Raw genomic sequence first — 21,626 nt, forward strand, 5'->3', positions numbered from 1 at the left:
CCACGGCGGACGAGCCCGAGGCAAGTCTTTGCCACATGGTGGGACCAGTTGTTCATCAACGCCATTCCATTGCAACGTCGTCGACACATTCCCGCAGCACCGGCTGCCCTACGCTGAGACCGCCTCCGGCCGCCGGGCCGGAGTTCCGAACCGAAACGCGAGGTGCCATGCCCGGGGCCGCCACCGCCGTCCAGAGTCCGCCGGCCGGTGCGCAGGCCGTCCAGCGCGCGCTCGGACTGCTGCACTGCTTCCATGACAACGGCCCCGACCTGAGCGCCTCGGACCTGGCCCGCCGGATGGGCCTGTCGGTCTCCACCGCGCACCGGCTGGCCCGCACGCTGGTCAGCGCCGGGTTCCTGGAGCAGGACGAGCAGACCGCCCGTTACCGGCTCGGTCCGGCCGTCGCCGAACTCGGCCAGCTCACCTTCCACCAGCGCGGGTTGCACCTCGCCGGGCCCGAGCTGGAGCTGCTGTCCCGGCGCACCAAGGCCACCGCCGACCTGGCGATCCGCAGTGGCGCGCACGCGGTGATCCTGGTCGGCGGATCGGTCCGCCCGGATACCGGACTGGGCCTGCGCCGCCCGCTGCACTCCACGGCGCTCGGCAAGGTCCTGCTGGCCTGGCCCCGCCCGGGCGAGACGACGCCCTCGACACTCGGCCCGCTGGCCTCCTTCACCGACCGCACGATCACCGAACCGGCGGTCCTGGAGGAGGAGTTGGCGAAGGTCCGAACGGCCGGGTACGCGCTCAACGACGGCGAGTCGACCGCCGGGGTGCGGACGGTGGCCGTGCCCGTCCTGGACGGTGCCGGGCAGGCGCGGTTCGCGCTGGCGGTCCGTTCGACGCCCGCGCACCTCACCGACGACCGGCTGGACTGGTTCCTCGGCCACGCCCGCGGCTGCGCCGACGCCCTCGCCGTCCTCCTGCTCCCGCCGGACCAGCGCGGCTGACGCTCCCGGCGCGCCTTCCACTCCACAGGGACGCGACGAAGCAGCGGGCCGCCCGTCCGTGTCCAGGACGAGCGGTCCGCTGCTTCGACCGGCCGGCGGTCAACCGGCCGGTGGCAACAGGCCGTTGGCGACCTGCCACCAGACCGGGCGCCAGATCGGCTGCCGGACCAGCCGTCAGATCGCGGCCGGGGTGTACTTGTAGCCGACCCGGCGGACCGTCACGATGGTGTCCCGGTAGGCCGGTCCGAGCTTGCGGCGCAGCCGGGCGACGTGCACGTCGACCGTCCACCCGTCCCCGACGTGGCCGTAGCCCCAGACCGCGGAGACCAGGTGGTCCCGGGTGTGCACCCGCTGCGGGTGCTCGGTGAGGTGGGCCAGCAGCTCGAACTCCAGGTAGGTGAGGTCGAGCAGCCGCCCGTCGACGTAGGCGTTGCGCCGCTCGGTGTCGACGGCGATGCCGCGCCCGGCCGGGCGGACCGGACGGACCCCCGCCACGGTCTGGCCGGCGGGCCCGCCGGTCGTCGGCTGTGCCCCGTGGGCCGGGTGGGCCCCGGGGAGCGTGTGGGCCCCGGGCTGGGCGGCGGCCCCGACACCGGCCGGAGCCCCCGGCAGGCCGACGACCTGCGCCGCCGGGCCCTCGGTCGGCACCAGCACCAGGTACCCGACCATCGCGCCGCCGTTCACGCCGCCGAACTGGATTCCGTACTGGGCGAGCAGACCCTGCGGCAGCGCGCCCTGCGGCAGGGTGGCGACGACGGCCGCCCCCTCCGGCAGCGCGGCGAGCAGCGCCTGGGGCACCTGCGGGACGGTCACTCCCGGCTGCGCGGCGGCGGGTGCCGGGACGGTCGCCGGACGGGTCGGTCCGACATGGGCCGGGCCGACGTGGGCCGTTCCGGCGTGGGTCGGTCCGGCATAGGGCGGACGGGCCGCCACCCCGGGCCATCGGTCGGACAGCGACGCCGGGGGGACGGACGGTCCCGCGGCCCCGGACGCGCCGGGACCGACCGGCGCGGTGGCGGGGACGGAGGAGACCGGCGGGACGGAGCGGACCGCGCGCAGGTGCGGGGTCGCGGTGGGCAGGGGCAGGGTGGCCGTGGAGGAAGAAGACATGGTGTGCCGCTCATTTCGCGCGTGACGGACGGGGTGGAGTCGTCTGCGCGTCGACCGGGCGTACTGCCTGGGCTGGACCGGAACGAACCGGATCAGCGGGCGGAGGGCCGGGACGCGCTGGGCGAGCCGGGACACGTCTGATCGAACAGGTGCGGCTGCCGGGACGGCCAGAACGGCTCGAGGTCGAGGCGACCCCGCCGGCTGTCCACGGCGCGGCTCCCGCACCGGTTCCACCGTCCGGTCCGTCCACCCGCGCGCATCGCGGGGGCCGACCCGGCCGTTCGGGTACGGCCGACGATGCCGGGGGTGGTGCTGGGGCAGACGATGTTCACTGGTGGTCTCTCCGCTGGGCGGGTCCGGTTGGTCGGCCGCGGGCACGCCGGACGGGCGGTCCGCTACGGCCTGGCCGACGGGTTTCGGCGGTGCGTCGGACGGTGGACCGAGAGGGCCGGGTGGGCCGTCAGCGCCGGGGACGTACCGGGAAGGTCGGGAAGGTCAGGCCGGTCAGCGACAACACGCGCTGCAGATCAGCGCGTGGTCGATGTAGCGGCGGACGGTGAGCGCCGGATCGGCGGCACCGGTCACGGCGACGCCGGGCATGGGGGCACCGGGCAGCGGGGAGCCGGGCACGGCGGTGGTGATGCGTCGTCGGCCGACGGTCATCCTGCTGCCCTCCCCCTCGTTCTCCACACGGCGGCGCACCGTTGACGGTGCCCGCCGACAATGCCTCGCCGGTTCGTCGAAGGCCGTCCGCCGGTTGCAACGCCCGTACGAACGGGGCGTTTCCGGCGCCCCCGACGGCATGGCCGGGCGGCCTTCGTCCACAGAGCCTTCCACGGCCGGGCCGGTCTAGGCAACCTTCGGCGCAGTGATTGTCCACGATGCGGACGGTGAAATGAGACAGCGGGCGGAAGGGGCAGGTCGGCGCGCTGACCTGCCGACTCTTCGCACGCCCGTCGAACGGCGGTCGCCCAGCCGTCCTTCACCCGTTGTCGAGCCGGAGCACGGGCCGCCCCCGGCCGGAGCTGGACCTGCTCCGACCGGACCGAGCCGGGTCCGGCCGGGGCCGAGCCGCCCTCAGGCGCCGACCGGGGCGCGGCGGTGCCGGCCGGCGGCGGCGTGCTCGACCAGCGCGACGAGCAGGTCCTTGCCGTCCTGCCGCAGCCGCGCGTCGCAGAGCACCACCGGGATGTCCGGGTCGAGGTCGAGTGCCTCGCGGACCTCGTCCGGAGAGAACCGCTCGGTGCCCTCGAAGCAGTTCACCGCGACCAGGAACGGGATGCCGCGCTGCTCGAAGAAGTCCACCGACGGGAAGCAGTCGGCCAGCCGCCGGGTGTCCGCGAGCACCAGGGCGCCGAGCGCGCCGCGGGCCAACTCGTCCCAGACGAACCAGAACCGGTCCTGCCCGGGCGTGCCGAACAGGTAGAGCGCGAGGCCCGGCCGCAGATCGATCCGGCCGAAGTCCATCGCGACGGTGGTGGTGCGCTTCGCCTCCACCCCCGAGGTGTCGTCGACCGGGCGGCCCAGCTCGCTGAGCTCCTCCTCGGTCCGCAACGGCCGGATCTCGCTGACCGATCCGACCAGCGTGGTCTTGCCCGCGCCGAAGCCGCCCGCGACCAGGATCTTCACCGCGACGGCCGGACCGCCGCGCCAGCGCGGGTCGTTGGCGTTCGCCGGGTGGGACGCGGTGCCGTCCGGATCGGGCACGGTGCCCTCCGGGCGGGGGCGGGGGTCAGAGCGCACGGAGTCCATTGATCACGTCTCGCAGCAGGCGCTCGTCCGGCAGCTCGGCGAGCGGAACGGGTCGGGTGACGCTGATCAGCTCGGCGTCGTAGAGGTCGCCGAGCAGCACCCGCACCACGCTGACCGGCAGGTCGGTGTAGGAGCCGAGCTCGGCGACGGAGAGCGGCTCGCGGCGGCACAGGGTGAGCAGCGTCTGGTGCTCCGGGTCGAGGACGTGCGCGGGCACGGCCCCCGCGACCGGCCCGGGCTCGACGGCGGTGACCAGCGAGATCAGGTCGAACAGCCCCTCCTCGACCGGCCGGGTGCGGCCGCGGGTCATCGAGTAGAGCCGCACCACCGGGCCGGCCTCGTCGTCGAACCAGCGGTCGTCGACCGGGGTGCGCGGCCGGAACAGGTCGACGTCGGGCCCGTCCGGGTCGACCTCGCCGTCCTGGCCGTCCGGGCCGTCCGTGCGGTCGGCGGCGTTCGAACCGCCACTGCCGGACGGACCGCCGACGCCGGAGGAACCGCCGGCGCCGGACGGCCCGGCCGTACCCACCGGCACCTGGGGGCCGTCCGGCGTCTCCGGGCCGTCCGGCTCATCCGCCTTCGGATCCGCCATCGGACCGCTCATCTCACCGGCGGGGCGGTTTCGGTGCGCGGCTCGGCGGCCATGTGCTCGCCGACCCGCTTGACCAGCAGCGCCATCTCGTACGCGATCTGGCCGATGTCCGCCTCGGCCTCGCTCAGCACGGCCAGGCAGCTGCCGTCGCCGGCGGCCGTGATGAACAGGAAGGCCTCGTCCAGCTCCACCATGGTCTGCCGGACGCCGCCGACCTTGAAGTGCCCGCCGGCGCCCTTCGCCAGGCTGTGGAACCCGGCGGCGACGGCGGCCAGGTGCTCGGCGTCCTCGCGGTCGAGGTCGCGGGAGGCGCCGGTGGCCAGGCCGTCGTTGGAGAGGATCACCGCGTGCCGCAGGGCCGCGACGCGCCCCACCAGGTCGTCCAGGAGCCAGTTGAGGTCCCCTGACGACTGCATCGACGTGGTCATGAATCAGTTCCTTCCGCTGGAGCGGGTGGTGCGTGTGGAGCAGGTGGTGCGGATGAAGCGGGTGGTGCGGGTACGGCGGTGTCCGGGGTCCGGCGGACCGGCTGCCCGGGCGGTACCCGCCGGACGAGCGGCGCCCGGCCGGTGTCCCGCGGCGCGGGCAGCGCCGCCGGGGCGGGCGCCGGGGCGATCGCCCGCCGGGACCGGTCGGGCGGCTGCCAGGCCGGTACGGCGGTGGGCCGTCCGGTCCCCCGCACGGCACGATCGTCGGGTGTGCCGGGACGATCCGTCAACGGAGCGCCGGTCCGGTCCGTCGGCGCACCGGGGCGGCCCGGGGAGCCGACCGTACGGTCCGCCGGGGCCGTGGCCCCTCGCCCCCGGGTGAAGCCGCGCTGGAAGGAGGCGAAGGTGGCCCTGGCCTCCTCGGGCGAGCGTTCCCGGACCTCCCGGGCCTCCCCGCCGTCCTGGGCACCTACGGCCGACGCGCCTCCGGCCTCGCCGTCGGCTCCGGTACCGGCTCCGTTGCGGAACCGTTCCTTCAGCTGTTCCGTGAGCTGCTCCCTGAGCTGCGGCGCCAGGTTCGCCTGCCGGACCCGCCGGGGCAGGCCGCCCGCCGTCCGGGGAGCGGCATCTGCGGGCGGAACCGCGGCCGGGTCGGTCCGCCCGACGGAGCCGCCGACTCCACTGGCCCCGGCAGCTCCGACGCCCCCGGCAGCCGCGACGGCCGCCTCGGCCGCGGCCACCACGACGTCCTCCCGCCGGTGCCGCCCCGGCCCCGGCGCGTCCTCGGTGTCCACCGCGGGCGCGGGGACCAGCACCGGCCCGCCCTTGCCGCGCGAGACCCGGCGCGGCAGTCCGCCCGCCGTCCGGCCCGCGTCCGGCGCGGAGGGGCGCGGCCCTCCCGTCGCCCCGCGGTGCCTGCCGTCCGCGTCACCACCGGCACCGGCGGAACCGACGGCACCGACCGCGGACGCCGACGAGGGAGCCGACGGGCGTGCCGACGGAGCCGCCGACGGGGAAGCACCACCCGACCCGGGCACCGCCACCAGGTCCCGCTGCCCGCGCCGGCCGCCCGCCGCGGGCCGTTGCCCGGCCGTGCCCGGCTCCGGCCGCCCGTCCGGCGCCTCCGCGAGCAGCTCGCGCGGGATCAGCACCACCGCCGTCGTCCCGCCGTACGGGGACGGCCGCAGGTGCACCCGGATGCCGTGCCGGCGGGCCAGCCGGCTGACCACGAACAGGCCCAGCCGGTCGGTGTCGGCGAGGTCGAACTCCTGCTCCACGGCGAGGCGTTCGTTGATCTCGGCGAGCAGCTGCTCGCTCAGCCCGAGGCCGCGGTCGTCGATCTCCAGCGCGAAGCCGTGCGCCACCACCTCGCCCTGGACGGTGACCTGGGTGCTCGGCGGGGAGAACACGGCGGCGTTCTCGACGAGTTCGGCGACCAGGTGGGTGACGTCCGCGACGGCGCTGCCGAGCAGGCCGGTGCCGGGGAACGGCCGGACGATCACCCGGGCGTAGTCCTCGACCTCGCCGACCGCCGCCCGGACCACGTCCACCATCCGGACCGGCTTGCGCCAGGCGCGCCCGGGCGAGCCGCCGGCCAGGATGATCAGGCCCTCGGCGTGCCGTCGCATGCGGGTGGTGAGGTGGTCGACCTTGAAGAGGTCCTCCAGCTCCGCCGGGTCCTCGGTGCGGCGCTCCATGGTGTCGAGCAGGGTGAGCTGGCGGTGCAGCAGCACCTGGCTGCGCCGGGCCAGGTTGACGAACACCGCCGAGACCCCGCGCCGCAGTTCGGCCTGTTCGACGGCGGCCTCGACGGCGGCGCGTTGCACCGCGTTGAAGGCTTGGCCGACCTGGCCGATCTCGGCGTCCCCGAAGTGCAGCTCGGGGGCCTCGGTGGCCACGTCCACCGGCTCGCCGCGGCGCAGCCGCAGCATGACGGACGGCAGCCGGGTGCCGGCCAGCTCGTGGGCCGCGTTGCGCAGGCCGATCAGCTGGCGGGCGAGGCCGCGGCCGATCCGGAACGAGATCATGATCGACAGCACTACGGCGACCAGGCCGATGGCACCGGCGATGCCGCCGCGCCACAGCAGTCCCATCGAGGCGGACCGCGCGCGCTCGTCCAGCCCGGCGGAGATCCGGCTGTTGATCGAGGCGAGGTCGCCGAGCGCCCGGTCGGCGGTCACCCGCCAGGAGTCGCTGTTGAGCGCCTGGACCACCCGCTCGGGGCCGCCGGCGCCGACGAAGTCCGCCTCGGCGCGGGCCAGCGCGCCCCAGGCCTCGCCACCGCGCAGCGCGACGTAGTCGGACTGGTCGGCGGGGTCGAGTTCGGCGACGTAGACGGTGAACAGCGCCTGCTGGTTGTGCAGGGCGTCCAGCGCGACCTGGTACTGCTCGGCGGTGGGCTTGGCGACGCCGGTGCGCAGGCCCTCCATCGCCGCGTCCTCCTGCGACAGGTACTCGCGGGCGCGCACCAGCTCGATCAGGATGGTGCCCTGACGCGGGAGTTGGCCGCTCTGCCGGGCGACGTAGGCGGACCGGAAGCCGAACACCGGCTTGACCAGGTCGCTGTACTGGCCCAGCGCGAACTCCCAGTTCAGCGCGGAGCGGCCGACCTGGGCGCGGAGCGGTCCGAGCTGGTCGGCGGCGGCGACGATCTGCACGAAGCGGCCGCGCTGCGGGGCGGAGAGCTTGCCCGCGGAGGTGTCCTTCTTCTGCCGCAGCACGTCCAGGCTGCGGTCGGTGGCGGCCTTGGCCCGCTCGTAGCCGTCCCTGGCGGCCGGCGAGCGCGGGTCGGCCAGGCGCTGGACGGCGGCGCGGCGCTCGTTCTGCAGGTCCCCGGTGTACTGGTCGACCGGGCCCGCGAACTCCTTGTACGTACGGCTGATCCCGAGCTGGTTCCAGACGTCCCCGGTGGTGGCGATCGTCGCGTAGGCCCACAGCGCGGCGAGCGCGACGATGGGCACCAGGAGCAGCGCGATGATCTTCGCGCGGATCGAGCTGCTGCGCAGACGCATGGAGTCCTCGGTCGGGAAGTGCCAGGCGCGGACGGGGAGCGGTGGGAACGGTAGGAACGGCGGGAGCGGTGGAGGGATGGTGTCGAGGCGCCGGTTCAGGGCCGGATCGGGGCCGAGGCGGAGCCGGGTCGGTGCTGGTACGGGGCTGGTACGGGGGGTGGCGCGGGACGGCATGGAGGGTGCCGAGGGCAAGGTCGGAGGAGGGGTTTCCGGCCACAGGTCTGCGAGACTCTACTACGCCCTCACCACTCGTTCGAGGGGCGAACCAGTCCACCGACCGGTCTCGTCCCGCACACGTCAGAAACCGGCCTCCCCCTCCCCCGCTTCGCGTCCGGATTGTCCGCCCGTGCCCGGAAATGCGGGATTGACACGAGGCCCCCGCACCCTCGGCGGTTTCTCCTCCGCACCTCCCCGGGGACGACACCACCGGAGGAGGCCGGTGCCGATCTCGTCGTGTCACCGCCACAACCCTGGGCAGTGACAGGGTGATCCGATAGTTTCGGCCCACCCCGTACTACCGGCACCGAACTGGGGAGGACTGTGCGCGAGTTCACCACCCCCGCCCCGGCCGTGCCCGAGGCCTCCGGAGGACTCGCCGACTCCCTCTACGACACCGCCGGGCGCACCCCCGACCTGGTCCAGCTGTCCCGGCGGACCGAGGACGGACAGTGGCAGGACGTCACCGCCCGGGAGTTCCGGGACCAGGTGCTCGCCCTGGCCAAGGGTCTGCTCACCCACGGCGTGCGCTACGGCGACCGGGTCGCCCTGATGTCCCGCACCCGCTACGAGTGGACGCTGTTCGACTACGCACTCTGGTCGATCGGCGCGATCACCGTGCCGGTCTACCCCACCGCCTCCCCCGAGCAGGTGCGCTGGATCCTCGCCGAGACCCAGGCGGTGGCCTGTCTGGTCGAGGACGAGGACGCCGCGATGACCGTCGGCGCGGTCTGCGACGCGCTGCCCGACCTCACCGGCATCTGGCAGCTGGACCGCGACTGCGTCGCCGCGATCACCGAGGACGGCCTCGGCGTGCCCGACTCCCTGGTGCACCGCCAGCGCCTCGGCGTCGCCGCCGGGAACATCGCCACCGTCGTCTACACCTCGGGCACCACCGGCCGCCCCAAGGGCTGCCTGATCACCCACGCCAACCTGGCCGCCGAGGCGGACGCCCTGCTCGCCGGCTGGGGGGACGTCCTGCGCGACACCGGCGGCGGCCGCCCCGCCACCCTGCTGTTCCTGCCGCTCGCGCACGTCTACGGGCGGGCCGTGCAGATCGCGGCGATCCGCGGCGGCTTCCGGATCGGGCACATCCCCGAGGTCTCCACCGACGCGCTGCTGCCCGCGCTGGAGGCCTTCCGCCCGACCTTCCTGCACGCCGTCCCGTACGTCTTCGAGAAGATCTTCCAGCAGGCCCGGCGGGCCGCCGAGGACGCCGGGCGCGGCGAACTCTTCGAGCAGGCCCGGCAGGTGGCCGTCGACTGGGCCGCCGCCCGGGAGCAGAAGGCCTTCGGCCGCGGCCCCGGACCGGGCGCGGCCCTGCGGCTGCGCCACCTCGCGTACGAGCGGACCGTCTACCCGAGGCTGCGGGCGGTGCTCGGCGGCCGGGTGCGCAGCGTGATGTGCGGCGGCTCCACGCTCCGGCGCGAGCTGGGCCTGTTCTTCACCGGCGCCGGCCTCCAGCTGTACGAGGGCTACGGGCTGACCGAGACCACCGCCGCGATCACCGCCAACCCGGCCGGCCGGCAGAAGCTCGGCACGGTCGGACAGCCGGTGCCGGGCGCCTCGGTGGCGATCGCCGACGACGGCGAGGTGTGGGTGCGCGGCGGCTCGGTCTTCGGCGGCTACCTCAACCATCCGCGGTGCACCGCCGAGTCCCTGGTCGACGGGTGGTTCGCGACCGGCGACCTGGGCCGGCTGGACGAGGACGGCTACCTCAGCATCACCGGCCGCAAGAAGGACCTGATCGTCACCAGCAGCGGCAAGAACCTGGCCCCGGCGGCCCTGGAGGAACGGGTCGAGGCGCACCCGCTGGTCTCCCAGTGCCTGGTGGTGGGCGACGACCGCCCGTACGTGGCCGCACTGATCACGCTCGACCCGGCCGCCCTGGCGCACTGGCTGAAGACCCACGGGCGGGAGCAGGCGGACCCGTGGACGGTGCTCGCGGACGAGGAGCTGCACGTGGAGGTCCAGCGTGCGGTGGCGGCCGCGAACACGGCCGTCTCGCGGGCCGAGTCGATCCGCGCGTTCCGGCTGCTGCCACGGGAGTTCAGCCAGGAGCAGGGGCTGCTGACGCCCTCGCTCAAGCTGCGGCGGGCGGCGATCGCCGAGCACTACGCGACGGACATCGAGGAGTTGTACCTGCCCTGAACCGGGGCTGTCCGTCAGGTCCTTGACGTACCGTCTTGTCCCTTGTGCCACAGGCCCGATGACCGCGCAGCGGCGAACTGGTTCATCCGCCGTTCCCTTGACGACCCTATTGGTCTAGTCCATTGTTGCGACGATCCAGAGTTCCACGGTCCGATTCCGCTCACGCCCTCCCCACGGGCGTACCCCCACCTGCTGGAGTCCTCACGTGTCGATGTCCACACGCCTGTCCGCGCGCCCGTCCACACGCCTGTCCACGCGCCTGTCCACGCGCCTGTCCGCGCTGGCCGCCTCGGTCGCCCTGCTCACCGGTCTCGCCGCACCGGCGGCCTCGGCCGACGCCGCCCCGGCCGGCGGTCCGAGCGCCCAGGCCGCCCCGACCGTCAACCTCGCCACCAACCCCGGCTTCGAACTGCCCTCCCCCGACCTCGCCGACTGGGGCAGCGTCCCCGGCTGGAGCTGCACCGGCGGACCGGCCGAAGCGGCCGTCACCGCCAACGCCCCGCACACCGGCGCCTCCGCGCTGACCGTCACCCCCGCGAACGCCGACTCCACCGGGGAGTGCGCCCAGACCGTCGCGGTCCAGCCCAACACCACCTACACGGCCTCCGCATGGGTGCGCGGCAACTTCGTCTACCTGGGCGCCACCGGCACCGGCAAGGACGTCGCACCCGCCTGGACGGAGACCACCGGCGGCGGCTGGCAGCGGCTGAGCACCCGGTTCACCACCGGCCCGAACGCGCGCAGCATCCGGCTGTACGTCCACGGCTGGTACCAGCAGGGCCCGTTCTCCGTGGACGACGTCCGGGTGGACGGCCCCGCACCCGCCCCGGCCGTCGCCGCCGGCTCCGTCCCCACCAACGACAAGGTCGTCTTCTTCACCGTGGACGACGGCTGGCAGCGCACCCCCGAGGCGGAACGGTTCATCGCCGACCACCGGCTGCCGATCACCGCCTTCCCGCTGCCGATGCCGGCCGCCACCGACCCGGACTTCTTCCGGCGGGTCACCGCCGTACCCGGCTCCTCGGTCCAGGACCACAGCGTCTCCCACACCGACCTCAGCACGCTCCCGCTGGAACGGCAGCAGGTCGAGATCTGCGACGCCCGTGACTCCATGACCCGCGTCTTCGGCACCACGCCGACGTTCTTCCGCCCGCCGTACTTCACCTGGAACGCCGACACCCTGCAGGCCGCCGCCAACTGCGGCATCCGCACCGTGCTCACCGCCGACGCGGACTTCAGCTGGGGCGCCGCCAACATCTGGCACCCGGGCCTGCTGCAGCCGGGCGACGTCGTCCTGATGCACTGGACCGACACCCTCGCCTCCGACCTCCAGCGCGCCCTCGCCGCCGCCGACGCCGCCGGGCTCAAGCCGGCCGGCCTGGTCGACTACCTCCGCTGACGGGCACCGTCCGGGCCTGACGGACGCGCCGCCGCCTCCGAGGGGGGCGGCGGCGCGTCGCCGTTCGCTCGGGTGCTCCCGCGCTCCGGCGCTCAGCCGCTCCGGCGCTCAGCCGCCGAAGACGTCTCCCGTCCATCCGGTCAGGCGCGCTTCGAAGTCGGCCGCGGAGGTGATGTCCTGGGCCGGGATCGCACCGCCCGACTCGTGCTCCCCCGCCGTGACCAGCTTCTCCTCCCAGCCGGCGGCCAGGTAGGACACGTCCGCCCAGCCCCCGCGGAAGAGCACCGCCTCCAGTTCCGCACCGGTCAGCGGGTCGGCCAGCCGCAGGCCGACCGAGTCCGGATCGACGACCCGGGCACGGTCCGTCTCCAGCGGCTGCGGCCACGGGGCGAGCCAATCGCGCCAGGTGAGCGGACCCACCGTCAGCCGGGCCGCACGCCACCCCGGGGCCCGGGCGGCGATCCGCGCGGCGGCGTCGTCGAGGTCCACCACACGTTCCATGGCAGCTTCCGGTTCCTCTCAGGCGGCGATCGTCCTCGTTGACAGCGTGTCCGCGGCCTGGCTCTAATGGGGGCGTGCAGCGCGGCGTCGGCCACAGAGTAGTGGGCCGGCCGACAGCCGAGCGAGCACCTTTCCGAAGGGACGATGCGCGATGAGCACTCTCTCCGCTTCCCTGATCTGACGCCGGGCGGTCACCGCGCTGCCCGCGTGCGCGAACCGTGCCCCGTGACGGACGTCTACGGACGCCGACGGATGTCCGCGGACGTCGCCGGACGCGCGACCAGCCGTTATCACCGGCTCCGGAACTCGGCGCCCGGCCCTCGGCACTGGGCACTCGGCACTCGGCACAGCAGGTGACCGCGACTTCCCCTTTCCTCTCTGGAGATCCACCACACACGCATGCCCATGTCCTTCAACCAAAACGTCATCGAGGAGTTCCGCGCCAACGGCGGGCAGGTCGGCGGCCCGTTCGAGGGCGGCGACCTGCTGTTGCTGACCACCACCGGGGCAAGCTCCGGGCGGCCGCACACCGTGCCGCTCGGGTACGTCCGGGCGGAGGGGTTGCTCCTGGTCGTCGCCTCGGCCGCCGGGGCGCCGGAACACCCCCAGTGGTACCGCAACCTCCTCGCCCACCCAGTGGTCCGGGTCGAGATCGGCACCGAAGCCTTCGACAGTGCAGGATTCGGCGTCGAGGCCTTCGACACCGTCGCCGTGCCCACCGAAGGCGACCGCCGGGAACGGCTGTTCGCCGCCGTCGTCCGGAAGGCTCCGGGCTACGGCGACTACCAGGCGCACACCGACCGGGAGTTGCCGGTCATCGCCCTGGAACGACCCGAGCCGCCCTCCGTCAGCCCCGCCCCGGTGGTGCGCAGCCTCGCCGACAAGCTGCTGGAGGCGCACACCTGGCTGCGCGCACAGCTGCGCCACGTACGGGAGGCAGCGCACGCCCACCTCCCGGGCCGACCGGCCCCGCTCGGGCTGCAGCTGCGCCAGCACTGCCTGGCCTTCTGCGACGGGCTGACGCACCACCACACCGGCGAGGACACCGCCGTGTTCCCCGCCCTCGCGCGCAGCCACCCGGAGCTGGCCGACGTCCTGGCGCGGCTCGACGAGCAGCACCGGGCCATCGGGCGGATCAAGGAGGAGTTGGTGGCCCTGCTGGCCGGGATCACGGTCACCGAACCGGAGCGGCTCCGTTCGGAGCTGGACCGGATGTCCGCCGAACTCGAGGCGCACCTCGACTTCGAGGAGGCGGAACTCCTGCCGGTCCTCGCCGGCATCCCCTTCCCGCCGACCGGACCGGCCCCGGGCAGGCCCGCGCCGAACGGATCCGCGCCGAACGGATCGGCGCCGAACGGCCGCTGAAACGGCGGTGCCGCCGCCCCCTCCCGAAGCATGGGAGGGGACGGCGGCACCGGCATGCCCCAGGACGGGACAGTGCCGTCGGAGCCCGTCCGTGACGACGGTCCGCCAAAGCGGTTCGCTACGGCGGTCCGCCACGACGACCACTGCGGGCCGATCCGGCTCCTACGGCCCTTACGGCCTACCGTCCTCAGGAGGCCGAGAACACCGGCAGGTAGCCGCCGGACTGGCCGGCCGCCTTCGGGTGGTAGCTCTCGTCGACCGGCAGGGTGGCGCTGTTCAGCCAGGTGGTCAGCGAGCCGCAGATCTCGTGCTCGGTGAAGACGTTGCGGACGTCGCCGAAGGCGAAGCCGGCGTTGGCGGCCCGCTTGGCGAGGACGCCGTCCAGGGTGTCGGCGGCACTGTTGATGGCGGCGCGAGCCGTGTCGCCGATGCCGAAGATGCAGCTGCCGCCGATCTTGTAGATGTGCGGGTAGCCCATCACCACGACGTGGGCGTTGGGGGACTTCGACTTGATCGCCGAGTACACCTTGTCCAGCTGGCCGGGCAGGGTGGTGGTGGCGTAGTTCTTGGCGGTGTTGACGGCGTTGACGCAGTCGGACTCCGAACCGAGGACACAGGTCTGCATGGTGTCGGCGAAACCGGCGTCGTTGCCGCCGACCGAGATGCTGACCAGCGTGGTGCTGGCGTCCAGGGCGGAGATCTGGCTGTTGAGGATGTCACCGGTCTTGGCGCCCGAACAGGCCACGAACTTGAAGGAGGACGGCGCGTGCGCGTTCTTCCAGAGGTACGCGTACGCGTTGGTGCTGCGCTTGCAGCTGCCGCTGTCGCTCAGGTAGCTGCCGGCACCGACGCCGGAGGAGTACGAGTCCCCGAGGGCCACGTAGTTGACACCGGCGGCGTTCGCGGACGACGCGGCGAAGAGCGTCGTCATGGTGAGGCCTGCCGCTACGGCGGCGATGGACAGGGCACGGGCAGGGCGGATCATCGCATCTCCAGTGGGGTGGCGTGGCGAGGGTCACAGAAGTGATACCAGGCGGTAGCCAAACCCGGAAGCGGTCATGCCAAGGATATTGACGGGCCGTCCGACAGCCCGGAGATGAATTGCCGCCGAAAATCCGGGATTTCGCCCAGGTCAGCGGGGGTACGCGGTGACGCGCGTAGCGCAGCGCGCGTAGACCGGCAACTTGCGGAAGTTCTGTGCACGGTAAGCGGGGGGCCGCCGCCCGGCTACCGCCGAGTCAGATTCGAAGCGGGTGCCGAGGGGCGCAGGGGGGGCTGACGGAACACCTCAAGGCACGTCAGAAGGTGGGCGGAACAGGGCATCGGCAGAACCGGTGAAATTCACCGGTGAGCCTGATCGGACCCGTGCGGCTGATCGGACGCGTGCGGCTGACGGTTGACGTCCGCCATGGCCGCGCCTGCCGTACGTGCCGCGCGTTGTGGCAGCGCGTCAAGGCAGCACGGCGGGACACCACGCCAGGGCGGCGCATCAGGGCGCCCCGCCGGGAGGTCGCGCAGGAGTACGGCGACGCGCGTGGTCAGCCGTGCACGCCGGGGCGGCCACCACCGAGGTGCACGGCACCCGGGTAGACGGCGCCCGGGGAGACCGTGCAGCCCTCGACCGGCAGCTCCTCGATCGCCTCGTTCGCGGCCGCGGGCACGCCGAGCCAGCGCGCGGCGGTGGCGACCGCCGCCCGAGCCTGGCGCAGCCCGGGCGCGCCCCAGCCGAGCAGCTCGACGGCGAGGCCCGGCGCGACCAGCAGCCGCCGGTAGTGCCGCCCCGAGGCCGGGTCGGCCACGCTCGGGCCGACCGCCCGCAGCGCCGCCGCCATCCGGACCCGCGCACACTCGTGCCCGCCGTTCGCCGAACCGACCCGGTCGTAGAGGTAGCCGAGGTAGTACGGCCGGCCGATCACGGCCTGCGCCTCCTCGGCGGCCTCCCGGGCCAGGGCGGCCGCCGGATCACCGCCGTCCTCCGGCTCCAGCGACCCGCCGGGCAGCGAGCAGATCCCGTCCCTGGGGTTCACCAGCGTCAGCACCCGCCCGTCCGGTGCGAACAGCCACCCCCAGGACTGCTTGACCGGCAGCCCCTCCGGCACCTGCTCGCCCGGCCGCCACGGCCAGCCCGCGGTGGGACGCCGCCGCACCTTCCCGAGCAGTTCGGCGATCTCCGCGCTGTACTCGATCGGGCTCATGCTCTCGCCCCGCGGCGCTCGGCGGGGGTGCTCGCCCCTGCGCACCCCCTGGCACCGAGCTCGCTCCGCTCGCTCATCCGTCCCCCTCTCGCTGTCGGGCTTCGCCGGACCGGCGGTGCGCGGGGAGGACCTGCAGGGCGCGGTACGGAGCGGCCGGAGCGGCGGCGTGGGGCACCGCACGCTCCTGCTGTTGATCTTCTCCGAATCTTCCCCGAACAGGCGGTCGATGAACAGTCCCCAGCGCCGCATGGTGGACGCGGAGGCGGCGAACGCGGTGGACGCGGAGGCGACGAGCCCCCCGATCACCCCAGCGGCCCACCCCCTTCCCCGGCGCCCCCGAAGCCGGGCAGCGGGAACCCGGGCCGAGGGTCCACCCCGGGCGGGAACGGCATCCCACGCGCGGCGTCGTCGGCCAGCTCGTCGAACACCTCGTGCGCCGTCATCGGCCGCAGCCGCCCGCCGGTCAACGCCCAGCCGAGCACCGGCGGCCGGAGCCCGGCCTCGTCGGCCAGGGAGGCCGGACCCCTGGCCGGGGCGGACCGGCCGTCGGCCTGACCGGCGGCCCGGACACCCGCCGACGGATCGCCGTGCAGCAGCAACGCCCCCTCCCCGCCCAGGGCGACGCCCGCCGCGAGCGTGACGCAGAACGCCTCGGCGTCCCGCCCGGCCGGGTACAGCCGCCCCTCCTCCACACAGACGTCCACCGCCGAGGTGAGCTCCTCGCCGTCCTCCGGGCCGTGGCAGCGCAGCGTCAGCAGGTGGCACCCCTCCCCCGCGCCCTCGGCGAGCGCCAGGTAGACGGACGTCACGTACCGCATCACGGCCGCCATCCGGAACTGCCCGTCCGGGTCCTCGCCGACGGCGTCCAGCAGGGCCGCGCAGGCCACGGACATCCGCACCCGCGCCCGGTGGTCGTCCAGCAGCACCGGGAGCAGCTCGGCCAGCCGCTCCCCCGCGTAGACGAACGGCTCCCCCGCCAGCTCGGGATCGCCCGCGTAGGCGACCCGGGCGGCGGGCATCCGAGGATCGAGGCCGAGCGCCTCGCAGTAGTCCTCGAAGTCGCCCGCCTCCAGGACCCGCAGGTGCACCTCCAGCCCCTGCCGGTGCAGGGCCGTGAGCTGCTCCTCCGCCCGCCGCAGGTAGGCCTGGTGCCCGAGCCCGCCGAACAGCCCGTACCGCGCCAGCCCGGCGAAGTCCCCGGCGTCGACGGCCAGGGCCACCGCCACCGGCTGGGGCGGCGGCGCGCCCCGGACCCGCCCGCCGAGCCCGACCGCCCGCGCACCGTCCCCTCCCGCACGGGCCCCCGGCGGCCGGCCGCCCCCGGGCGGCGCCGCCCCGCCGGGCCCGGCGGCCGACACCCCGCCGACACCGCCGCCCGGCCTCCGCCCGGCCATCACCAGCACCCGCCGCCGCCCCCGCGACGGACGCCCCGCCGCAGCGCCCAGCGCCTCGCACACCGACTCCCGCACGACAGTCATGACTCCTCCTTCTCGCTCGCCCGACTCCGGACCTCGTCGGCCGCCCCGACCGGGGGTGGCCGACGCCGAGGAACATACACAGAGCCACTGACAATTCACCCCAAGTAATCGAACAAGCTCAGCGCCACCCTCACCGGCACCGCACGGCACCCGCGGCCCGCCGTCCCCCCGGAACTCCCGGGAGTTCCGGGACCTGTGGTTTCCACCGGGCCGGGCGGGATTGTCAGTGCTGCGCGTTAGGGTCGGGGACCATGCGACTGCTGCATACCTCCGACTGGCATCTCGGGCGCTCGTTCCACCGGGAGAGCCTGCACGACGCCCAGCGCGCCTTCCTGGACCACCTGGTGGAAGTGGTCCGGTCCGAGGGCGTGGACGCCGTGCTGGTCGCGGGGGACGTGTACGACCGGGCGCTGCCCGGGCTGGAAGCGGTCGCGCTGTTCGACGACGTGCTGCACCGGCTGGCGGACCTCGGGGTGCCGACGGTCTTCATCAGCGGCAACCACGACTCGGCCCGCCGCCTCGGCGTCGGGGCGGGGCTGATCGGGCGGGCCGGCATCCACCTGCGGACCGACCCGGGCGAGTGCGCCGAGCCCGTCCTGCTGGCGGACGAGCACGGCCCGGTGGCGGTGTACGGGCTCCCCTACCTGGAGCCGACGCTGGTCCGCGAGCGGTTCGGGCTGGCGAAGGGCGGGCACGCGGCGGTGCTCGGCGCCGCGATGGACCAGGTCCGGGCGGATCTCGCGGCGCGCCCGTCCGGCACCCGGGCGGTGGTGCTGGCGCACGCCTTCGTCACCGGCGGCGCGCCGAGCGACAGCGAGCGGGACATCGCGGTCGGCGGCGTCGCCTCCGTACCCGCGTCGGTCTTCGACGGGGTGCACTACGCGGCGCTCGGCCACCTGCACGGCTGCCAGACGCTCGCACCGCACCTGCGCTACAGCGGCTCCCCGCTCGCCTACTCCTTCTCCGAGGTGAAGCAGCGCAAGACCATGTGGCTGGTCGACCTGGCCGCCGACGGCTCGGTGACGGCGGAGCGCGTCCCCTGCCCCGAGCCGCGCCGGCTGGCGACGCTGCGCGGCACCCTCGACGCGCTGCTCACCGAGGAGGGGTACGCCGAGCACGAGCAGTCCTGGGTGCAGGCCACGCTCACCGACGCGGCCCGGCCGAGCGAGCCGATGGAGCGGTTGCGCCGCCGCTTCCCGCACACCCTCCAGCTGCTGTTCGACCCCGAGCGGAGCGAGGCCGAGCCCTCGCAGTCGTACGCGGCGCGGGTCAGCGGCCGCGGGGACCTGGAGATCGCGGAGGGCTTCCTGCGGCACGTCCGCCCCGGTGCCGAGCCGGAGCCGGACGAGCTCGGCTGGCTGCGCGAGGGCTTCGAGCACGTCCGGGAGACCACCGACCGGAAGGCGGACCTGCCCCGATGAGGCTGCACAAGCTCACCGTCACCGCCTTCGGCCCGTTCGCGGGCAGCGAGACGGTGGACTTCGACGCGCTCGCCGCCGGCGGGCTGTTCCTGCTGCGCGGCGCCACGGGCGCGGGCAAGACCAGCGTGCTGGACGCGGTCTGCTTCGCCCTGTACGGCGAGACGCCGGGCGCGCGCCGGGCCAACCGGCTGCGCAGCGACCACGCCGACCCGAAGCGGCTGACCTCGGTGGAGCTGGAACTGACCCTCGGCGGGCGGCGGCTCCAGGTCACCCGGCTGCCGGAGCAGCGCCGGCCGAAGAAGGTCGGCACCGGCACCACCGTGGAGCGGGCGCAGACCCTGCTGCGCGAGTGGGTCGCCGACACGGGCGACGGCACGCCCGGCTGGCGGGGGCTCAGCAAGTCGCATCAGGAGGCCGGGGAGGAGATCCACCGGCTGGTCGGCATGAACCGGGAGCAGTTCTGCCAGGTGGTGCTACTGCCGCAGGGCGACTTCGCCCGCTTCCTCAAGGCCGACTCGGAGGAGCGCGGCAAGCTGCTGCGGCGGCTGTTCGACACCGAGCGGTTCCAGTACGTGGAGGCCTGGCTGGCCGAGCAGCGGCGCGGCCAGGAGGCCGCCGTCCAGGCCGGCCGGCGGCGGCTGCGGGACCTCGCCAGCAAGGCCGAGCAGGCGGCCGGCCCGGACGCCGAGCCCGCCGCGGGCTGGGTGCCGGCCGAGGACGACGCCGCCGGTCTGGCCGCCGGGGTGCTGGGCTGGGCGGCGGTCCTGCGCGGCGGCGCGGCCGAGCAGCTCGCCGTCGCCGAGGCCGCCCTCGCGGGCGCCGGGGCGGCCCAGCGCGCCGCCCAGGAGCGGCGCGAGGCCGCCGAAGAGCTGGCCGGCCACCAGCGCCGGCACCGGGAGGCACTGGGCCTGGCCGAGCGGCTGGCCGGCTTCGAGCCCGCCGCGGCCGCGGACCGGCAGCGGCTGGCCGCCGCGCAGGAGGCCGTCGGGGTGGAGTCGGCGCTGCGGCTGCGGGAGGGCGCGGCCGAGGCGCTCGGTCGCGCCCGGCTGGCGGAGCGCCGGCACCGCGAGGCGCTGGCCGGCTCCGGTGGCGAGGGCCGGGAGCTCGCCGGGGCGGACACCGCCGGGCTGGCCGAGGCCGAGCTGCGGCTGCGGGCCGAGGTGGTCCGGCTGGAGGCGGCCAGGGCGGAGGAGCGGCGCTGCGCCGAACTCGCCCGCGAGCAGCGCTCCCTGACGGAGGACCGGCGAGCCGCCGAGGAACTGGCCGAGGAGGCCGAGGACTGGCTCGCCGAGTTCGAGGACGGGCTGGCCCGCCTGGAGCAGCAGCACACCGAGGCCCGGTCGGCGACCTCGCGGGTCGAGCAACTGGACGGGCAGCGCGCCGAGTTGACCATCCGCCTGGGCGCGGCCCGGGAGCGCGACGGCCTGCGCGCCGAGATCGCCGCGGCGGAGCCCCGGGTGGTCGCCCTGCGCACCGCCGCGCTGGACGCCCGCGAGCACAGCCTGGACCTGCGGGACCGCCGGCTCAGCGGCATGGCCGCCGAGCTGGCCGAGCAGCTGCGGGCGGGCCGGGCCTGCCGGGTCTGCGGCTCACCCGAGCACCCGGCGCCCGCCGAGGCCGCGCCCGGCAGCCGGGTCGGCGCCGAGGACGAGGAGCGGGCGCGCCGGGCACAGGCCGCCGCCGAGCGGGTCTGGACGGAGGCCGACCAGGCGCTCACCGCGCTGCGGGTGCGCGAGGCCACCGCGTCCGGCGCGGCCGGGCCGGACGGTACGGAGGCGCTCGCGCAGGCCCTCGCCGGGCTGGAGCGCGAGCACCGCGAGGCGCGGCACGCGGCGGAGGCGCTCGGCCGGGTCGAGCAGGAGATCGCCCGGCTGTCGCAGGACCGTGCCCGCCGGGTCGACGAGCTGCACGAGGCCAAGGAGCGCGCGGCCGTCCTCTCCGACCGGCTGCTGGCGCTCGACACCGAGCAGCGGGCGCTGACCGCCCGGGTGGCGGCCGCCCGGGGCGAGGCGGCCTCGGTCGCCGACCGGGCCACGGCCCTCACCCGGCTCACCGAGGCGGTCGCCGCGGCTGCGGTCGCCGCCCGGGCGTACACGGAGGCGGCGGCCCGGCTCGGCGAGGCCGAGGAGGAGCTGGGCAAGGCCGCCGCCGCGGCGGGCTTCCCGGACGCCGCGGCGGCGCTGGCGGTGCTGCTGCCGCGCGAGGAGCGCGAGCGGCTGGAGGCCCGGTTGGAGCGGCACCGCACGGAGACCGCCGCCGTCCGCCGCGAGCTGGCGCTGCCGGAGCTGGCCGAGGCCGCGGTCCGTCCGCCGGTGGACCTGCCCGCCGTGGCGGCCGCGCTCGGCACCGCGACCGACCGGCTCGGCCGGGCGCACGCCGCCCACGCGGCCGCCCGCGAACGCTGCGGGGCACTGGCCGCGATCGGGCGGCAGCTGACCGGGCTCGCCGCCGAACTGGCCCCGGCGCTGGACAGGTACGGGCGGATCAACCGGCTCGCCGCGCTCGCGGCCGGCACCTCGGCCGACAACCGGCTACGGATGCGCCTGGAGTCGTACGTCCTGGCGGCCCGGCTGGAGCAGGTCGCGGCGGCGGCCAGCGACCGGCTGGTCCGGATGTCCGGCGGGCGCTACACCCTGGTGCACAGCGACGACCGGGGCACCGGGACCAAGCGCTCGGGCCTGGCCCTGCGGGTGGTCGACGCCTGGACGGGCACCGAGCGGGACACCGCGACCCTCTCCGGCGGCGAGAGCTTCTTCGCCTCGCTCTCCCTCGCCCTGGGCCTGGCCGACGTGGTCACCGACGAGGCGGGCGGCATGCCGCTGGACACCCTCTTCATCGACGAGGGCTTCGGCACCCTCGACGAGCACGCCCTGGAGGAGGTCATGGACGTCCTGGACGGACTGCGCGAGCGGGACCGCGCGGTCGGCATCGTCAGCCACGTCGCCGACCTGCGCAGCCGTATCCCCGCCCAGTTGCTGGTCCGCAAGGGACGGCACGGCTCGACCCTGGCGCTGGCCGGGCGGGAGGACGCGTAGGACCTGAACCCCCGGACCCGGG

Annotated in this window: 16 protein-coding genes; 6 read left to right on the forward strand and 10 right to left on the reverse strand. The window is 75.1% G+C overall.

Features of this window, described 5'->3' with window-relative positions; all coding sequences use genetic code 11:
* Positions 1 to 167: 167 nt before the first annotated feature.
* Entirely contained in the window at positions 168 to 950 is a 783-nt protein-coding gene (locus tag ACLWS4_RS00995; protein ID WP_387966720.1) for an IclR family transcriptional regulator, read from the forward strand.
* A 174-nt stretch (positions 951 to 1,124) separates the two neighbouring features.
* Here the strand turns inward: ACLWS4_RS00995 and ACLWS4_RS01000 are convergent, their stop codons facing one another.
* The 6 genes from ACLWS4_RS01000 to ACLWS4_RS01025 form a co-directional block, all read right to left on the reverse strand.
* Positions 1,125 to 1,763, reverse strand: a complete 639-nt coding sequence (locus tag ACLWS4_RS01000; RefSeq protein WP_416873288.1) for a winged helix-turn-helix domain-containing protein — start codon at positions 1,761 to 1,763, stop codon at positions 1,125 to 1,127.
* 801 nt (positions 1,764 to 2,564) lie between these two features.
* Complete coding sequence (locus tag ACLWS4_RS01005; RefSeq protein WP_375873423.1) at positions 2,565 to 2,723, reverse strand: hypothetical protein; 159 nt, start codon at positions 2,721 to 2,723, stop codon at positions 2,565 to 2,567.
* A gap of 414 nt (positions 2,724 to 3,137) precedes the next feature.
* On the reverse strand, positions 3,138 to 3,812 hold the full coding sequence (locus ACLWS4_RS01010; protein ID WP_079272453.1) for a GTP-binding protein: 675 nt from the start codon (positions 3,810 to 3,812) through the stop codon (positions 3,138 to 3,140).
* Complete coding sequence (locus ACLWS4_RS01015) at positions 3,793 to 4,197, reverse strand: DUF742 domain-containing protein (RefSeq protein WP_416873289.1); 405 nt, start codon at positions 4,195 to 4,197, stop codon at positions 3,793 to 3,795. Before ACLWS4_RS01015 ends, ACLWS4_RS01010 begins: the two co-directional genes overlap by 20 nt.
* Positions 4,198 to 4,412: 215 nt before the next feature.
* A complete protein-coding gene (locus ACLWS4_RS01020) occupies positions 4,413 to 4,832 on the reverse strand; it encodes a roadblock/LC7 domain-containing protein (protein WP_049652175.1) in 420 nt (139 codons plus the stop codon).
* A complete protein-coding gene (locus ACLWS4_RS01025) occupies positions 4,829 to 7,843 on the reverse strand; it encodes a nitrate- and nitrite sensing domain-containing protein (protein ID WP_416873057.1) in 3,015 nt (1,004 codons plus the stop codon). The genes ACLWS4_RS01020 and ACLWS4_RS01025 overlap by 4 nt, the downstream gene beginning before the upstream one ends.
* A gap of 540 nt (positions 7,844 to 8,383) precedes the next feature.
* On the opposite strand from ACLWS4_RS01025, the gene ACLWS4_RS01030 reads away from it, so the two are divergent.
* Complete coding sequence (locus tag ACLWS4_RS01030; protein ID WP_416873058.1) at positions 8,384 to 10,210, forward strand: AMP-dependent synthetase/ligase; 1,827 nt, start codon at positions 8,384 to 8,386, stop codon at positions 10,208 to 10,210.
* A gap of 211 nt (positions 10,211 to 10,421) precedes the next feature.
* On the forward strand, positions 10,422 to 11,609 hold the full coding sequence (locus ACLWS4_RS01035; RefSeq protein WP_416873059.1) for a polysaccharide deacetylase family protein: 1,188 nt from the start codon (positions 10,422 to 10,424) through the stop codon (positions 11,607 to 11,609).
* 108 nt (positions 11,610 to 11,717) lie between these two features.
* On the opposite strand, the gene ACLWS4_RS01040 is transcribed toward ACLWS4_RS01035, so the two are convergent.
* Complete coding sequence (locus ACLWS4_RS01040; RefSeq protein ID WP_416873060.1) at positions 11,718 to 12,110, reverse strand: hypothetical protein; 393 nt, start codon at positions 12,108 to 12,110, stop codon at positions 11,718 to 11,720.
* A 399-nt stretch (positions 12,111 to 12,509) separates the two neighbouring features.
* Between ACLWS4_RS01040 and ACLWS4_RS01045 the strand changes: the two genes are divergently transcribed.
* Positions 12,510 to 13,475 carry a nitroreductase/quinone reductase family protein gene (locus tag ACLWS4_RS01045; RefSeq protein ID WP_416873061.1) on the forward strand — a complete coding sequence of 322 codons (966 nt, stop codon included), beginning with the start codon at positions 12,510 to 12,512 and terminating at the stop codon, positions 13,473 to 13,475.
* Between the two features lie 187 nt (positions 13,476 to 13,662).
* On the opposite strand, the gene ACLWS4_RS01050 is transcribed toward ACLWS4_RS01045, so the two are convergent.
* From ACLWS4_RS01050 to ACLWS4_RS01060, 3 genes are all read right to left on the reverse strand, one after another.
* Positions 13,663 to 14,460: an SGNH/GDSL hydrolase family protein gene (locus ACLWS4_RS01050; protein ID WP_074004280.1), complete on the reverse strand. Its 798-nt coding sequence runs from the start codon at positions 14,458 to 14,460 to the stop codon at positions 13,663 to 13,665.
* Positions 14,461 to 15,013: 553 nt separating this feature from the next.
* Positions 15,014 to 15,670, reverse strand: coding sequence for an NUDIX domain-containing protein (locus tag ACLWS4_RS01055; RefSeq protein ID WP_181970874.1), 657 nt, complete (start codon positions 15,668 to 15,670; stop codon positions 15,014 to 15,016).
* A 302-nt stretch (positions 15,671 to 15,972) separates the two neighbouring features.
* A complete protein-coding gene (locus ACLWS4_RS01060; protein WP_416873062.1) occupies positions 15,973 to 17,148 on the reverse strand; it encodes a hypothetical protein in 1,176 nt (391 codons plus the stop codon).
* Positions 17,149 to 17,399: 251 nt separating this feature from the next.
* On the opposite strand from ACLWS4_RS01060, the gene ACLWS4_RS01065 reads away from it, so the two are divergent.
* The gene (locus ACLWS4_RS01065) at positions 17,400 to 18,569 is read left to right on the forward strand and encodes an exonuclease SbcCD subunit D (RefSeq protein WP_117491108.1); all 1,170 of its coding nucleotides are present in this window, start codon (positions 17,400 to 17,402) and stop codon (positions 18,567 to 18,569) included.
* Positions 18,566 to 21,604, forward strand: coding sequence for an AAA family ATPase (locus ACLWS4_RS01070; protein WP_416873063.1), 3,039 nt, complete (start codon positions 18,566 to 18,568; stop codon positions 21,602 to 21,604). The genes ACLWS4_RS01065 and ACLWS4_RS01070 overlap by 4 nt, the downstream gene beginning before the upstream one ends.
* The last annotated feature ends 22 nt before the right edge of the window (positions 21,605 to 21,626 follow it).

Origin of the sequence: Kitasatospora sp. SC0581 (assembly GCF_048159585.1) — a bacterium.
Taxonomy (GTDB): domain Bacteria; phylum Actinomycetota; class Actinomycetes; order Streptomycetales; family Streptomycetaceae; genus Kitasatospora.

Coding starts and splice junctions, on each gene's coding strand:
- ACLWS4_RS00995 (WP_387966720.1), top strand. CDS start 168: ATGCCCGGGGCCGCCACCGCCGTCCAGAGTCCGCCGGCCGGTGCGCAG.
- ACLWS4_RS01005 (WP_375873423.1), bottom strand. CDS start 2,723: ATGACCGTCGGCCGACGACGCATCACCACCGCCGTGCCCGGCTCCCCG.
- ACLWS4_RS01010 (WP_079272453.1), bottom strand. CDS start 3,812: ATGGACTCCGTGCGCTCTGACCCCCGCCCCCGCCCGGAGGGCACCGTG.
- ACLWS4_RS01020 (WP_049652175.1), bottom strand. CDS start 4,832: ATGACCACGTCGATGCAGTCGTCAGGGGACCTCAACTGGCTCCTGGAC.
- ACLWS4_RS01025 (WP_416873057.1), bottom strand. CDS start 7,843: ATGCGTCTGCGCAGCAGCTCGATCCGCGCGAAGATCATCGCGCTGCTC.
- ACLWS4_RS01035 (WP_416873059.1), top strand. CDS start 10,422: ATGTCCACACGCCTGTCCGCGCGCCCGTCCACACGCCTGTCCACGCGC.
- ACLWS4_RS01040 (WP_416873060.1), bottom strand. CDS start 12,110: ATGGAACGTGTGGTGGACCTCGACGACGCCGCCGCGCGGATCGCCGCC.
- ACLWS4_RS01045 (WP_416873061.1), top strand. CDS start 12,510: ATGCCCATGTCCTTCAACCAAAACGTCATCGAGGAGTTCCGCGCCAAC.
- ACLWS4_RS01050 (WP_074004280.1), bottom strand. CDS start 14,460: ATGATCCGCCCTGCCCGTGCCCTGTCCATCGCCGCCGTAGCGGCAGGC.
- ACLWS4_RS01055 (WP_181970874.1), bottom strand. CDS start 15,670: ATGAGCCCGATCGAGTACAGCGCGGAGATCGCCGAACTGCTCGGGAAG.
- ACLWS4_RS01060 (WP_416873062.1), bottom strand. CDS start 17,148: ATGACTGTCGTGCGGGAGTCGGTGTGCGAGGCGCTGGGCGCTGCGGCG.
- ACLWS4_RS01065 (WP_117491108.1), top strand. CDS start 17,400: ATGCGACTGCTGCATACCTCCGACTGGCATCTCGGGCGCTCGTTCCAC.
- ACLWS4_RS01070 (WP_416873063.1), top strand. CDS start 18,566: ATGAGGCTGCACAAGCTCACCGTCACCGCCTTCGGCCCGTTCGCGGGC.